At 64.4% G+C, this 14,247-nt stretch carries 13 protein-coding genes; 9 read left to right on the top strand and 4 right to left on the bottom strand.

What is annotated here, in order from left to right; all coding sequences use genetic code 11:
- Positions 1–2 precede the first annotated feature (2 nt).
- From DM450_RS20175 to DM450_RS20165, 3 genes are read left to right on the top strand one after another with little or no spacing between them, the layout of a single operon-like run.
- Complete coding sequence (locus tag DM450_RS20175) at positions 3–716, top strand: ImuA family protein (RefSeq protein WP_142638556.1); 714 nt, start codon at positions 3–5, stop codon at positions 714–716.
- A complete protein-coding gene (locus DM450_RS20170) occupies positions 676–2,193 on the top strand; it encodes a DNA polymerase Y family protein (RefSeq protein WP_142638554.1) in 1,518 nt (505 codons plus the stop codon). Before DM450_RS20175 ends, DM450_RS20170 begins: the two co-directional genes overlap by 41 nt.
- Positions 2,190–5,474, top strand: coding sequence for an error-prone DNA polymerase (locus DM450_RS20165; RefSeq protein ID WP_142638552.1), 3,285 nt, complete (start codon positions 2,190–2,192; stop codon positions 5,472–5,474). Before DM450_RS20170 ends, DM450_RS20165 begins: the two co-directional genes overlap by 4 nt.
- Before the next feature lie 77 nt (positions 5,475–5,551).
- On the opposite strand, the gene DM450_RS20160 is transcribed toward DM450_RS20165, so the two are convergent.
- Positions 5,552–5,857: a tyrosine-type recombinase/integrase gene (locus DM450_RS20160; protein ID WP_142638550.1), complete on the bottom strand. Its 306-nt coding sequence runs from the start codon at positions 5,855–5,857 to the stop codon at positions 5,552–5,554.
- Between the two features lie 135 nt (positions 5,858–5,992).
- On the opposite strand from DM450_RS20160, the gene DM450_RS20155 reads away from it, so the two are divergent.
- From DM450_RS20155 to DM450_RS25930, 4 genes are all read left to right on the top strand, one after another.
- Positions 5,993–6,283 (top strand): helix-turn-helix domain-containing protein, encoded by a 291-nt coding sequence (locus tag DM450_RS20155; RefSeq protein ID WP_221889505.1) that lies wholly within the window; start codon positions 5,993–5,995, stop codon positions 6,281–6,283.
- Positions 6,280–6,855, top strand: coding sequence for an IS3 family transposase (locus DM450_RS20150; RefSeq protein ID WP_260610624.1), 576 nt, complete (start codon positions 6,280–6,282; stop codon positions 6,853–6,855). The genes DM450_RS20155 and DM450_RS20150 overlap by 4 nt, the downstream gene beginning before the upstream one ends.
- Complete coding sequence (locus DM450_RS20145; RefSeq protein ID WP_142637381.1) at positions 6,803–7,735, top strand: IS5 family transposase; 933 nt, start codon at positions 6,803–6,805, stop codon at positions 7,733–7,735. Before DM450_RS20150 ends, DM450_RS20145 begins: the two co-directional genes overlap by 53 nt.
- A gap of 158 nt (positions 7,736–7,893) precedes the next feature.
- Positions 7,894–8,130, top strand: a complete 237-nt coding sequence (locus DM450_RS25930) for an integrase core domain-containing protein (RefSeq protein WP_409529375.1) — start codon at positions 7,894–7,896, stop codon at positions 8,128–8,130.
- Between the two features lie 255 nt (positions 8,131–8,385).
- Here the strand turns inward: DM450_RS25930 and DM450_RS20135 are convergent, their stop codons facing one another.
- Both DM450_RS20135 and DM450_RS20130 read right to left on the bottom strand, forming a co-directional pair.
- Positions 8,386–9,156, bottom strand: coding sequence for a hypothetical protein (locus DM450_RS20135; RefSeq protein ID WP_142638542.1), 771 nt, complete (start codon positions 9,154–9,156; stop codon positions 8,386–8,388).
- A 14-nt stretch (positions 9,157–9,170) separates the two neighbouring features.
- On the bottom strand, positions 9,171–9,863 hold the full coding sequence (locus DM450_RS20130) for a hypothetical protein (protein WP_142638540.1): 693 nt from the start codon (positions 9,861–9,863) through the stop codon (positions 9,171–9,173).
- Positions 9,864–10,081: 218 nt separating this feature from the next.
- On the opposite strand from DM450_RS20130, the gene DM450_RS25925 reads away from it, so the two are divergent.
- Entirely contained in the window at positions 10,082–10,255 is a 174-nt protein-coding gene (locus DM450_RS25925; RefSeq protein ID WP_185928837.1) for a hypothetical protein, read from the top strand.
- 63 nt (positions 10,256–10,318) lie between these two features.
- On the opposite strand, the gene DM450_RS20125 is transcribed toward DM450_RS25925, so the two are convergent.
- A complete protein-coding gene (locus DM450_RS20125) occupies positions 10,319–11,743 on the bottom strand; it encodes a sensor histidine kinase (RefSeq protein WP_142638538.1) in 1,425 nt (474 codons plus the stop codon).
- 492 nt (positions 11,744–12,235) lie between these two features.
- Between DM450_RS20125 and DM450_RS20120 the strand changes: the two genes are divergently transcribed.
- Positions 12,236–14,179, top strand: a complete 1,944-nt coding sequence (locus DM450_RS20120; RefSeq protein ID WP_185928836.1) for a rhamnogalacturonan lyase — start codon at positions 12,236–12,238, stop codon at positions 14,177–14,179.
- Positions 14,180–14,247: the final 68 nt, after the last annotated feature.

The following is a 14,247-nucleotide window of genomic DNA, read 5'->3' as shown; positions in this document are numbered from 1 at the left end:
CGTTGGACGAGGCGTTGGGGGGAGGGCTTGGCTATGGGCAGGTCCACGAAATCTACGCAGCCGAGCCGGACGATGCCAGTTCAACCGCGGGGTTCGCGATGGCCGTCGCCATGGGCATGTGTATGCGAGCGGACCGGCCGAAACAGTCGGTGCTCTGGTTGCGGGAGCGGCGCTGGCTCAAGTCTGCGGGTTTTCTACAGGCCAATGGCTGGGCCGAACTGGGTGGTGCGCCCGAGCAGGGGCTGGTGGGTGTCGTTCCCGATACGCTTTCGCTGCTGCGCGCCGCAGCCGAGGCTCTGCATTGCGGCAGGCTGGGGGCCGTTGTCCTCGAAGGCTGGGGGAAAATGCCCGCGCTTGACCTGACGGCCAGTCGCAGGCTGGTGCTGGCGGCGGAGAAATCGGGCGTGCCCCTGCTCCTGCTGCGTATCGATGCGACGCCTTCGGCCAGTGCCGCGCGAACGCGTTGGCAGGTGGCGTCCGCGCCTTCGCGCGCCCTTCCGGGCCATGCCCCGGGCCTGCCGACATTCGACTTGACCCTGTTACGCCAGCGCTCCGGCCCTTCCGGCCTGCACTGGCGTCTGGAGTGGGACCGTGATCGACACAATTTCCGTGAAGCGCCGCTATCTGGCGCTGTGGTTTCCGTTCCTCTCGACCGACCGCTGGCGGATCAGGAAAATGCGCCGCAGTGGACTGGTGGGGGGCGTCACGCAGCCTGAGAGGGCGAGCGATGTGTCGCTGCCGCCGCTGGCGATGGTCGCCAAGGCCGGAGGCGCGCTCAGGCTTGCGGCGGTGGATGCCAGGGCACAGGCGCTGGGGGTTGCCCCGGGCATGACCTTGGCCGACGCCCGCGCCCTGGAGCCGGAACTTGTCATCACCGAAATGGATGAAGGTGCGGATCGCCAATGGCTTGACCGCCTGGCACGCGATTGCCTTGACTGGTCGCCGCGTGTCACATTGGCGGCCCCGGATGGGATCACGCTCGATATCGCGGGCGTGGATCACCTCTTCGGTGGGGAAAACGGGCTGTGCGCGCAGATCGAGGCGGCGATGGCGGCCATCGGCATGACGCTGCGCCATGCCATTGCCTCTACCCCGCAAGCGGCACAGGCGCTGGCGCGTCATGGCGCTCTGCCCATCCGTGACGAGCGCGCGGCGATCCGTGCGCTTCCAGTGCTGGCGCTGGGGCTCGATGCCAACTCCACGCTGGCGCTCAACCGCGCGGGGCTGAGGCAGATCGGCGATCTGGCAGCACGACCGTCAGCCACCATCGCAGCCCGTTTCGGCGCAGGTGCGATGAGCGCACTTTACCGCCTGACCGGAGAGGAACAGGCTCCGATCGATGTGCTGCGAGATCCCGAGCCGCTGCATTTCGAGCGCCGTTTTGCCGAACCCATCGCGTTGCAGGCCACGATCGCGGCGGTGTTCATGGCGTTATTGCAGGAGGCCGCAACCGTCTTGGCCGAACGCGATCTGGGGGGGCGCCGTTTCGTGCTGACGCTGTATCGCAGCGATGGAGCCCGCCATCGTCTGGCTATCGAGACGGGGAGAGCAACCCGTGATCCCACGCTGGTGCTGCGTCTGCTCGACGAGCGGATCGCCAGCCTTGCCGACCCGCTCGATCCCGGCTTTGGCTATGATCGCATCGGGCTCTTTCTGCCCGCGACCGACCCTTTACCAGCCAGCCAGCCGAGCCTTGAAGGCAGGGAAAAGGATGAGGCGGAGCTGGCAGAGTTGATCGAGCGGCTCAGCACGCGACTGGGGTCGGACTGTCTGCAGCGCCTTATTCCGCGGGATAGCCATTTGCCGGAACAGGCGCAGCTGGCCCTGCCGGCGATGGATGCACGCGCGCCGGTTCCCTGGCCGCGCCCGCCCGAGGGCGAGCCGCCGATGCGTCCGCTGTTCCTGTTCGCCCCGCCCCAGCGCGTCGAAGTGCTGGCCGAAGTGCCCGATGGTCCACCCCACCGCTTTCGCTGGCGGCGCAAGCTGCACGAGGTGCGGCTTTATGAAGGGCCAGAGCGGATCGCCAACGAATGGTGGCGCCACAAGGGCGGGGAATGTGCAGGCCAGGGTGGCCTGACCCGCGATTATTACCGGGTCGAGGATGTTCAGGGACGACGGTACTGGATATTCCGGCACGGGCTCTACGACGAGAAGCCCGATCCGCAGTGGTACATGCATGGGCTGTTCGCATGAGGGGAACTGCTTCCGCTCAGGGCGGCTTGCCTTTCGCGGAGCTGCTGGCTGCCAGCAACTACAGCTTTCTGCGCGGTGCTTCGCATCCGGGGGAAATGCTGGTGCGGGCGTGGAAACTCGGGATGGCCGGCATCGGCATTGCCGATCGCAATACCGTGGCAGGAGTGGTTCGTGCGCATGTCGCCTGGCGCGAGATCGGCGATGCCGCGAGCGGCTTCAGGCTGGTCGTGGGGGCAAGACTGGTGTTCTCGCCCGATCCCGACGATGGACATACGCCGCCCGACATCGTCGCCTATCCGATGACGCGGCATGGCTGGGGGCGACTGACCCGCCTGCTCACGCTTGGCAACCGGCGCGCCAGCAAGGGTGAATGCACGCTCCACTTGCACGACCTGCTGGATCACGCGCAAGATCTTGCCCTGATCGTCACCCATCCGGACCGGGTGACGCTGCGCGCCCTGCGCGATGCGTGTCCGGGGCGGGTCTGGCTGGCGGCGACAATGCCGCGCGCCGGTGCCGACGCGCGCAGGCTGGCCGAGCTGCGAGCCATCTCCGCCGCACTCAAGGTGCCGCTGATCGCCACCAACGATGCGCTTTATGCCGATGCCGACGCCCGCCCCTTGCAGGACATCCTCACTTGTATCCGTGAGGCCGCGACCATCAATACGGCAGGCAGGCGTCTGGCCGCCAATGCCGAAAGGCACCTTAAGCCACCTGCCGAAATGGCGCGCCTGTTCCGCGCCTGCCCGGAGGCCATCGCTGCCACGGCAGACCTCCTCAGCCGGATTTCCTTCACGCTCGACGACCTGCGCTATGAATATCCGCATGAACCCGTGCCGGAAGGATGGGAGCCTCAAGGCTGGCTGGAGCAGCTCGCCCAAGAAGGTGGGCGTGCCTTGTTTCCCGGCGGTCTGCCCGAAAGCTACCGCACCGTGCTGGCCGAGGAGTTCAGGCTGATCCGCCAGCGCGGCTATGCCTGCTATTTCCTCACCGTACATGACATCGTGCGCCATGCCCGCAGCCTCGATCCGCCGATCCTGTGCCAGGGGCGCGGCAGCGCGGCCAATTCGCTGGTCTGCTTTTTCCTGGGTATCACCTCGGTCGATCCGGTGCGCGAGAAGCTCCTGTTTTCGCGCTTCCTGTCCGAAGAGCGCGACGAGCCCCCCGACATCGACGTCGATTTCGAGCATGAGCGGCGCGAGGAAATCATGCAGTACGTCTATGCCCGCTATGGGCGTGAGCGTGCGGGCATCGCTGCCACCGTCATCCACTACCGCCCGCGCAGCACCTTGCGCGAAGTGGGCAAGGCGCTGGGGCTGAGCGAAGATGTGACGGCACGGTTATCTTCCACGATCTGGGGGAACTGGGGCGATGACGTCCCCGAAAGCCGCGTGGCGGAGGCCGGGTTCGATATCGGCAATCCGCAGATCGCGCGCCTCAAGACGCTGGTCGACCGGCTGCTGGGTTTTCCCCGGCACCTGTCGCAACATGTCGGCGGTTTCGTGCTCACTGAAGGGCGGCTCGACGAACTGGTGCCGATCCACAATGCCGCCATGCCGGACCGTACCTTCATCGAGTGGGACAAGGACGATATCGACGCGCTTGGTTTGATGAAGGTCGACGTGCTCGCGCTCGGCATGCTGACCTGCATCCGCAAGAGCTTCGATCTGATGCGGCAGCATGGCCTCGGCGATCTGGCCCTCGCCACGGTTCCGCTTGAAGACGCCCAAACCTACCGGATGCTGCAACGCGCGGACAGCATCGGCACCTTTCAGGTCGAAAGCCGCGCACAGATGGCCATGCTGCCGCGCATGCAGCCGAAAGAACTCTACGATCTGGTGATCCAGGTGGCGATCGTGCGACCGGGGCCGATCCAGGGCGGGATGGTCCATCCCTACCTGCGCCGCCGCAACGGGGAGGAGAAAGTCATCTTCCCTCGCCCCGCACCGCCGCACGATCCCGATGAACTGCGCGAGGTGCTGGGCAAGACGCTGGGCGTCCCGCTGTTTCAGGAGCAGGCGATGAAACTGGCCATCGTTGCCGCCGGGTTCACCCCGGCGCAGGCCGATGGCCTGCGCCGGGCCATGGCAACCTTCCGCAATCGCGGCACGGTCGATCATTATCGCGACCTGTTGGTCGGCGGCATGACAAGGCGCGGCTATACGCAGGACTTCGCCGAACGCTGCTTCGAGCAGATCCGCGGCTTCGGCGAATATGGCTTTCCCGAAAGCCATGCGCAGGCCTTTGCCTGGCTGGCTTATGTCTCCTCATGGCTCAAGTGCCATCACCCGGCGGTGTTCGTCGCTGCCCTGCTCAACAGCCAGCCCATGGGTTTCTACGCCCCGGCGCAACTCGTGCGCGATGCCCGCGATCACGGGGTCGAGGTGCGCTCCATCGATGTCAACGCCAGCGAATGGGACTGCACGCTCGAACGCAGTGAGGGCCAAGATGGAAAGCTGTCGCTGCGCCTCGGCTTTTCCCGCCTCGACGGATTTCGTCCACAGTGGGCGGAGGCGATCGTGGCGGCGCGGCAATCCTGCCGCTTCGTCTCGATGGAAGATCTGGCGGCGCGCGGCGATCTTCCTCCAGCCGCCCTGCGCAAACTGGCAGACGCGGATGCCTTGGGTTCGCTCGGCCTCACCCGGCGCGAGGCCTTGTGGGACGCGCGGCGCACGCCGCCTGCACAGCTTCCGCTCTTCGCCGCCACACAGGCGCCTGAACTGGGCAAAGAGGCGGATGCGGACCTGCCCGCTATGACCCATGCCGAGGAGATCGTGGCCGATTATCAGACCACCCGGCTCTCCTTGAAGGGCCATCCGATGCAGTTCCTGCGCGAAGCACTTGACCGCGAAGGCGTGACACGCTGCGCGGAGGCGAACCGCGCCAAAGACGGTCGCAAGCTGCGCGTGGCGGGCGTGGTGCTGATCCGCCAGCGCCCCGGCAAGGGCAATGCGGTGTTCATCACCATCGAGGACGAGACCGGTATCGTCAACGCGCTGCTGTGGTCGCGCGAGATGGAAAAGCAGCGCCGCGCCGTGATGGCGGCAAGGCTGATGGTGATCGAGGGGGAAATCCAGCACAGCAAGGAAGGCGTTGTCCACCTCATGGCCAGCCGGATCGTCGACCGCAGCGCAATGCTGCACGCCCTCGACGATCACACGCAAGCTATGGCAATCACGGCTTCTGCCGGCGACGAAATCCATCGCCTGCAAGCCCCTCGCGAACTTCGCAAGCACCCGCGCGATGTCCGCATCCTCCCAAAGTCGCGGAATTTCCATTGAGGCCGGGCAAAGGCCGCATGGTAGTGAATAGCAGTTACCGGAGCCTGGCTCCTCGCGCCGGCAGGAGCCAGGTAATCTCAGATTTCGGTGCCCTCTGCCAACGTCGGGGCATCCTCCACATCCACTCCGAGGTATCTGACCGTGCTTTCGATCTTCGTGTGCCCCAGCAAGATTTGGACCGCACGGAGATTTCCAGTCGCCTTGTAGATGATCGATGCCATGGTTCGGCGCAGAGAATGGGTGCCATAATCCTCGCAGGGCGAACCGATGGCCAAATCAAAGAGGGCACGGTCCCGGATCCGCCCATGCTGGTCGAGAAAGAAACGGATCGCCCATATCTGACGAGGCTTTAGCGGTCGCGAGCAGTGGAGTGAACCCCACAAGCTGGACCACGGGAACCTGAAAAACTGATACGCTGAATGGGCCTTGTTTGGAGAAGGCTCATGTCATCACGAGGACCCTACAGGCGGCATTCGACGCCGTTCAAGCTTCAGCTCTGCCAGGATATCCGAGCGGGAGTGATCGGCCGAAGGGATGCGCAGCGGAAATACGCTATCTCCGCCAACCTCATCCAGCTGTGGCTGACGCAATTCGATCGGGGCGAACTCACCAACGAGGAAGCCGAGGCGAGCGTGATCGCCGAGTATGAGACCAGGATCGCCGCGCTCGAGCGCAAGGTCGGGCAACTGACACTGGAACTCGACCTTGTCAAAAAAACGCCGCGCCCGCCGACCGGGACCGACAGCGGGAGATCCTTCATCGTCACCGGCCCCGAGACTGCTCGGTCAGACGGGGGTGCAAAGCCATGAACCTGCCGCGCAGCACCTTTTACTATCACTCGGTATCGTCGGAGAGTAGACCGACCGATGCTGAAGTCATCGCCTTGATTGAAGACATTCAGGATGAATTTCCTCGCTACGGCTACCGGCGTGTCACGCACGAGCTTCGGCGTCGCGGGCTGCTCGTGAACCACAAGAAAGTGGCGCGGATTATGCGCTTGGGCGAATTGGGGATCAGGCCGCGGCGACGCTTCGTTCGCACGACCGACAGCCGACATGATCAGCCGATCCATCCGAACCTCTACCAGAACTGCATCCCGGATCAGCCCGACCAGGTCTGGGTCGCCAATTTTACGTATATCCGTGTCGCCCAAGGCTTCTGCTATCTGGCCATCATCCTGGACGCCTGCAGTCGCAAGGTCGTCGGATATGCACTGTCGCAGCGCCTCGACACGCCGCTTGCACTGGCCGCTCTGCACTCCGCCGTGGCTTTGTTGCATAACAAGGTGATGGATTCCCTTGAGGAATCGGATGTCATAGATGGGCCGGATGCCCAGACCGACCCCGCCGAAGTATCGCACGACCAATTGGCCCGAATATAATGCAGCGCTCCGGCGGCGAGGCTCGCTGGATGTGTGGTTCGACCCAGGGATGGACTGGTTTGCGGCGCCCGATGGTCGGCCTGGTCGGCCGCTGCGGTTTTCGGACCGGGCGATCGAGTTCTGCCTGACGCTGAAAGGGTTGTTCCAACTCCCGCTGCGGCAGGTGACGGGTCTGGTCGAGAGCCTGCTAAGGATGGCGGGTCTGGACTGGCCGGCACCGGATTATACGACGCTGTGCCGGCGCCAGAAGAGTTTGTCGGTTGATCTGGGCGCGCGCGCCAGCGCGGGAGGCCTGCACCTGCTGGTCGACAGCACCGGGATCAAGATGATCGGTGAGGGGGAATGGAAAGCGAGGAAACACGGCGTTTCTTACCGCCGCCAGTGGCGCAAGGTGCACATCGGCATCGACGCGGAAACCTTCGATATCCGAGCGATCGAGGTCACAAGCAATGCCGTCGGCGATGGCCAGACGCTGCCCGATCTGTTGGCGCAGATCCCCGAGGATGAGACCATTGTCACCGTCGGCGGCGACGGTGCCTATGACACCAGAGGTTGCCACGCGGCCATCGATGCGCGCGGTGCCGACCCGGTCATCCCGGTTCGCCGCAACGGCAAGGCATGGACCGAGGACGGCCCCGGCGTCGAGGCCCGCAACGAGACGTTGCGCGCGATGAAACGCCTGGGCAGGGCAATTTGGAAGAAATGGAGCGGCTACCATCGACGCAGCCTGGTCGAGACCAAGATGCACTGCTTCAAGTTGCTCGGTCCGCGCGTCGCCGCGCGCACCTTTGAGCGTCAGATAACCGAGCTCAAAGTCCGTGCTGCAATCCTCAATCGCTTCTCGCAAATCGGAACGCCCAACACCGTACGGGTCGCATAATAATTACAAGTAATCATAATTTTACGCCTGTCACGCGTTATGCAACAAAGCCCTCCGCCGTAACCAGCAGAAAACCACCGCCGGGATGCATTCATCATACGGACAGAGGCTGCCAATACGCATCCCAGCTCTACCGCGATGCTCTGGACGCTGCCGGTTTGCGCGGATCCATGAGCAGCGTGGGCAATCCTTACCATAATGCTCAAGCCGAAAGCTTTATGAAGACGCTGAAAGTTGAGGAGGTTTACATCGGCGGCTACGAGACCTTTGCCGATGTCGCTGAGCGGTTGCCGGTCTTCATCGAACGCGTCTACAATGCCAAGCGACTGCACTCGGCGCTCGGATACCGCCCGCCCGAGGAATTCGAAGCGCTAATCGCCCAGAAAGCGGCTTAGTTCGATGGATGTCTCGTGGTCCAGCTTGTGGGGTTCACTCCAGTTGCCTTCATAAAACTGATAGCAAGCGAAACGCTGGGAGCGTCTGGATTCTTGAGTTGTGTACTCCGAAGCGGACCGAGCGAAAGATCCCAGAGACGTGGCCCCATCCGTCTGAACACCGTTTGACGGTTGGTCCGAAGGAAGATCAACCCAAGGCGGCAGTGGATTGGTTGGAGGCCGGCGTCTCACGCCGCGGACCTCCAACCAACCAGTTCAGAACTGAGCTTCCTCGACTTTCGGCTTGCGCTTATCGATCTCGAACTGCAGCCGCTCATCAAGCGCCGTTTGGCGCGCCTCATCCTCGTCCTCAAGACGGATGAACTTGCGCTCCAGGTCGACCTCCATGTTCGCCTGCTCCGTCAGCGGGTGGCACTCGGAGTTGTTCGCCGTGCACCACTTGAGGGATGAGCCTTCATCGATGCTGGCGGTATCCCCGTACTTCCGAAGGATCTGGGCACGAAACGCGTCTTGCGTCATATCCATGCTGTTCATCTGATATTCGATGCGATGAACTCTCGGCCCCTCCGGGAGCGCGAGGAACTCAACGGAGAGCTCTTGCTGATTCTTGCCACTGGCGTTGATGTAGAGGGGAACGTTGATCCGGGTGAGGTTCGGTCCCATCGAAACCATCCTCCTGACCTCGGTATCGAAGCTGTTCTGCTCGCCAACGTTCTTGATCGTGTAGCCGCCGGCCGCGATCGCCTTCTTGGCCTGGTCCGGCGTCATGCCCAGCCGGACTCCCGCAATGTCGAAATTACGAGGGTCAGACACATCGGCGGGATCGAGGGGGCCATTTGCCGTCTCGAACACCAATGGCGCGGACATCGACGCGACGTCTTTCCTGAGGCGGCTTTGAACTGATGCCTCGCCAAAGGCGCCGATGATCGCCCCGAGGGCATTTGCGGCATCGGACGCGGATTGCGCGAGTGCGGACTGCGACGGTGCAACCATGGCAAGCGCAGTGGTCGCGACGACGGACTTCATCCGTATGCCCATCGTCAGCGCCCCATCTCTCGAGCAACGCCGTTCATGGTAGCGCCTTGCTCGCTGCCATATGTCTCGCTGTACGGACCGGGACGGACAGGTGCCGGATCATGATACGGCATCACGCCGAAGTCGCCGTTGTCTCGCATGCGCGCCGCGCGGGTAACGCCTTGCTTGGTCGTTGCGTAGATCTGGATCGGCGGCAGTGCTTGATCGCCGATCGCAAAGCCTTCAACGACGACGACCTGAGGACCGCAAGCCTGGCCTTCGATCGGCTTGCCATCCACCAGGCGCAGACGTGCAGAGACAGTCGCTGATTTGCCAGTCAGCTTGTCGCTCCTGTTCGCGTGGAACACAAAGCGATTGGGGCCGTCGGCTTCCCAACCGAAGTCTTGTCCCCCGTTGGCCATGAGCGTCGTGAAATCGCCGACACGGGCATATCCATTCAGCACGAGGCCACCGGTGGGAAAGGCAGAGAGAACGCAGCTGTCGAGGAAGCCGTCATCAGGCTCGTTGGCAGCGTACTGCGCGCCGTCTACCGGCTGCTCATCTGGCACCTGAGGGCTATCCACGCTGGCCGTGGTATCGACCGCCTCGGACGCCGCTTCGCTGGTTGCGGATGCTTCAGGTGCCGGCTTCCCGCCACTGCAGGCCGAAAGCAGAATGATGGCCGCAGCAGTCGCCGCTGCGCCCGAAATCGACTTCATGGAACCCCCTATTGAAAAGTCTCAGGCGCATGTCTGAAATGCCCCAGAGGGCCACGACCTATTCAGTGCGATTGTAAAAATAGCGTTACAATGCAGTGGGTTCTTTTGACGGCAGGTACTCTGCATCGCCGCTCATGGCAGCATTTCGTGAGGTCCGGACGACGGGGCGGCGCTGATCTACACCGACATATCCAAGGCGCTCGAGCTGGAAAGGCCGCATGCTCTTCGACGAGCGCGAACGCAAGCTGTTCGGTCTTCCCGATAGCGACGACCTGCATATCGACCGGCTCCTGGTGCTTGTCCATGAACAGGACCGCGAGCGCGTGACACGGCCGGGACCGCCTCATCCAGATCAACGATCACCCGGCCGCCCATCGGCAGCATCCTTGTGAATGGTCGAGGGGAAGTGGGCGGGTGCCGCGAAATTCGCGTTTCACGAATTTCCAGACTGCTTCTTAGCCGATCAGGAATGCCGCGCGGTAGCGGAACCCGTCGGGGCGAAAGTCGAGTTCCGGCGGTTCGGCGCCGGAAGGGAGCAGGTTGCGCAGCAGCATCGTGCCGACGCCGGCGGGGCCGACGGGCGTGTCGGTGGGTCGGCAACCGGTCTCCATCCACTCGAACAACAGCCTCGACGCGCCGCCTGCGGTGTCCGGCGACCATGTCAGCGTCACCTGCCCCTCGCGGCCGAGGGCGCCGTGAAGCACGGCATTGGTCGCCAGTTCGTTGAGGATCAGGGCCAGCGAGCCGGTCATCTGGGCTGGAATGAAAACATCCGGCCCGTCGAGCGCGATGCGGGAAGTCTCGTCTCGTGCCGAAGAGCGGGCGATCACCTTCTCCGCCAGTTGCCCCAGCGCCACCGGCTCCCAGTCCTGGCTCGCAAGGATTTCGTGCGCGGCCGCCATCGCGTGCAACCGCCCGACAAAGGCCGTGCTCGCCTTGCCGGCCCCCGGCAGCGACCGGAATGTCTGCCGGGCAATGCCCTGGATCACGGCCAGGTTGTTCTTGACCCGGTGGTTCAGCTCTTCGATCAGCTCCCGCTGACGTTCGCGCGCCCTGGCTTGCAGGGAAACGTCATGCCCCTGCACGAAGACGCCCGACGAGGTGCCGTCCGGGGCGAGAATGGGCTGGCAGATGACGTCCACGCGGCGCTGCGCGTCCGCGGCCTGCGGATCGGCGTGAAGATCGAAGGGAATGTTCTCGCCGATGTAGGGAAGCCGGGTGCGCAGGACCTCGTCGATCTGCCCCGCGAACGGCGTCGCCGCGTCAGCGGGCAGGACGTCCGACAATCGCTGGCCGACCGGATTGGCGATGCCGAACATTTCGCGAAAGGCCTGGTTCGCGACGATGAAACGATGGTCCCGCCCGTCGAGGATGGCAATGAAACCGGGCGCCTGGTCGAAGACTTCCTTGAGCCACTCCGCCTCGCGGGCAAGATCGAAGTACCTCGCCTGCACCGCCTTGGCGCGGCCGACCAGACCGGCCTCGTCACGCAGCTTGCGCAGGCCATGCAACTCGGTCACGTCGACGGTGTGCTGGAGGATGAATTCCACCTCGCCGTCGCTGCCGAGCTGCGGGGTATGGGTCGCGCTCCAGTAGCGCTGTTCCATCACGCCGTCCGGCCGCGCGATGTCGTAGCGGATATGGGCAATCTCATCGAGGCTGCCGGTGTGCAGCACCCGGTCCAGCGACGAGCGCAGCAACTTGTAGCTGTCGGAGGATTCCTCGCTCGGGAAGGCATCGAACAGATAGCGGCCGACCAGATCCGTCCGCTCCCGCATCGTCGCGCGCAGGTAGGCATCATTCATCCAGGCGATCGTCAGATCGCGGTCCACCACGATGTAGGGATTCGGTGAACGGGACAGGAGCGTTTCGAAATCCATGAAGCTATAATTCCGCCAAACGCATCGAGTTCAAGCCGGAGACCCGGTTTCTTTCGCGGGCAAAGACCAGCCGCGCCACCAGCCGTTCACCGCGGTGCAACGCGGCGACTGCGGGAAGTGCCCCCGCGAAAGCTCGCCCGCAGAGATACCGGCACCATCGCTAGGCCTTACTGTTTCGATTGCAAGAGCAAACGTTTGGCAAGGCATCAACGATCGAAACCCATCATCCTGACGCGGTCCGTTGCCGGTGAGCCGCCGTCGGCACGGGGCAATGACACGCAGCCGCTCCCCTTGTCCATACCGATAGCAGGTCTTCCCCGCCATTCCACGCCGTGGACACATTGTCATGTCGGTGCCGCATCCGGCCGCCCGGCGATGTCCAGCGCGATCGCAGCGGCATGGTTAGCCTAGACGCCCGCCTGCCAAACCGATATGTGGGATGCAATATTATAATTTGGATCATGGCGATCCAACGCCCGGAGGATGTACGAAATGGCGGCACCGATCCGCACGTTTGCGCCCCTGCTCGGCCTTGTGGCCATCCAGCCGATCCTCCCGCAAGCCGCAAGCGCACAGCCCGCCCTCGCGCGCGTTGCCGATGAGCGCAGCCCGGCGGAACGGCTGGATCGCGGCGCGGTCGCCGTTCCGGCCCAGACCTCCGGCATCCTCGTGGACTGGCGGCTGCTTGCCAGCGATCCGAAAGATGCGCGTTTCCGCGTGCTGCGCGACGGCAAGCCGGTCCATGTCACCCGCCCCGGCGCGGCGACGGCGTTCGTGGATGTGAAGGGCACACCGCAAAGCACTTATGCGGTGGAACGCATCGGCGATCGTGCCGGTCCGCAGCCTGCGATGTCGTGGACCAGGGGTTACCTCTCGATCCCGCTGGTTCCGCCCGCCGACGGCGTGACGCCGGCAGGCGAAGCCTATTCCTACACCGCCAACGATGCCGGCGCAGGCGATCTCGACGGCGACGGGCAGTACGAGATCGTGCTCAAGTGGGATCCCACCAACAGCCACGACAATGCCCACACCGGCTATACCGGCGACGTCTTCCTCGACGCGTACAAGCTTGACGGCACAAGGCTCTGGCGCATCGACCTGGGGCGCAACATCCGCGCGGGCGCCCACTATACGCAGTTCCTCGTCTTCGATTTCGACGGCGACGGCCGCGCCGAAGTCGCAATGAAAACCGCCGATGGCACACTCGACGGCACCGGCAAAGTGATCGGCGATCCCGCGGCGGACTGGCGCAGCAGCGGCGGTGAAGTGCCGCAGCAGGACCGCACCGGCGCCAAGGTCCTCGCCGACGGCACCAAGGTCGCCCCGATGCAGGGACGCATCGTCAAGGGGCCGGAGTACCTCACGGTCTTCGAGGGCCTGACCGGCAAGGCGCTCGCCACCGCACCGTATGATCCGCCGCGCTATCCCGGCGGCAATCCCACACCCGAACAACTCGCCGCCGCATGGGGGGACGGCTACGCCAATCGCTCCGACCGCTATCTCGCCGGGGTCGCCTACCTCGACGGGCGCTTGCCCAGCATGGTCTTCGGACGCGGCTACTACGCCCGCACCGCCGTCGCCGCGTGGGACTGGCGCGGCGGCAAGCTGACCCGCCGGTGGCTGTTCGACAGTTCCAGCCCCGGCAACGCCGACTATGCCGGTCGCGGCAACCACCAGCTATCGGTCGCCGATGTCGACGGCGATGGCCGTGACGAGGTGATCTACGGCTCGATGGCGCTCGACGACGACGGCAAGGGCCTGTGGACCCGGCCGCTGTTCCACGGCGACACCATGCATGTGGGCGAGCTTGACCCCGCCCGCCCCGGCCTCGAAAAGTTCGGCGTCTTCGAGGATATCCGCCGCAACGGCGGAATCGGTTCGGCGCTGCTCGATGCGCGCAGCGGCGACGTGCTGTGGACCACCCCCGCCCGCGAAGACACCGGGCGCGGCCTCTCCGCCGATATCGATCCGCGCCATTACGGCGAGGAGTTCTGGGCCTCCAATTCCGACCGCCTGCTGGACACCCGGGGCCAGCCGATCGGCCCGCGTCCGCGCCAGACCAACTTCGCGATCTGGTGGGACGGCGACCTGCTGCGCGAATTGCTGGACGGTACGACGATCTCCAAGTGGGACTGGGAGCGCGGCGTCGCGACGCCGCTGCTGGCCCCGGAAGGACTCGCCGCGAACAACGGCACCAAGGCGACACCCGCGCTCCAGGCCGACCTTATCGGCGACTGGCGCGAGGAAGTGATCTGGCGCCGCGCCGACAACCGGGAACTGCGCATCTACACCACGCCCTACCCGACCGCGCATCGTTTCGTCTCGCTGATGCAGGACCCGGTCTACCGCGCGGGCGTGGCCTGGCAGAACACCGCCTACAACCAGCCGCCGCACACCGGCTTCTACCTCGGCGCGCCGCCGCCCGGCGGCAAGTGAGCCTGACCGCCGCAGCAATGGCTGCGCCCGGATCATCGGGCTGGCGCCGCTCTCACAGCGCCCTTTCG

This window comes from Sphingomonas sp. IC081 (assembly GCF_006874585.1).
Lineage (GTDB): Bacteria > Pseudomonadota > Alphaproteobacteria > Sphingomonadales > Sphingomonadaceae > Novosphingobium.
The sequence above is the reverse complement of the archived record's forward strand: the minus strand, read 5'-3'. Positions and strand labels throughout refer to the sequence as shown.

What these genes read in the sequence shown, in the direction of transcription:
- DM450_RS20170 (WP_142638554.1), top strand. Translation starts at nt 676, where the DNA reads ATGCGCCGCAGTGGACTGGTGGGGGGCGTCACGCAGCCTGAGAGGGCG.
- DM450_RS20165 (WP_142638552.1), top strand. Translation starts at nt 2,190, where the DNA reads ATGAGGGGAACTGCTTCCGCTCAGGGCGGCTTGCCTTTCGCGGAGCTG.
- DM450_RS20150 (WP_260610624.1), top strand. Translation starts at nt 6,280, where the DNA reads ATGAACCTGCCGCGCAGCACCTTTTACTATCACTCGGTATCGTCGGAG.
- DM450_RS20145 (WP_142637381.1), top strand. Translation starts at nt 6,803, where the DNA reads ATGCCCAGACCGACCCCGCCGAAGTATCGCACGACCAATTGGCCCGAA.
- DM450_RS20135 (WP_142638542.1), bottom strand. Translation starts at nt 9,156, where the DNA reads ATGAAGTCCGTCGTCGCGACCACTGCGCTTGCCATGGTTGCACCGTCG.
- DM450_RS20130 (WP_142638540.1), bottom strand. Translation starts at nt 9,863, where the DNA reads ATGAAGTCGATTTCGGGCGCAGCGGCGACTGCTGCGGCCATCATTCTG.
- DM450_RS25925 (WP_185928837.1), top strand. Translation starts at nt 10,082, where the DNA reads ATGCTCTTCGACGAGCGCGAACGCAAGCTGTTCGGTCTTCCCGATAGC.
- DM450_RS20125 (WP_142638538.1), bottom strand. Translation starts at nt 11,743, where the DNA reads ATGGATTTCGAAACGCTCCTGTCCCGTTCACCGAATCCCTACATCGTG.
- DM450_RS20120 (WP_185928836.1), top strand. Translation starts at nt 12,236, where the DNA reads ATGGCGGCACCGATCCGCACGTTTGCGCCCCTGCTCGGCCTTGTGGCC.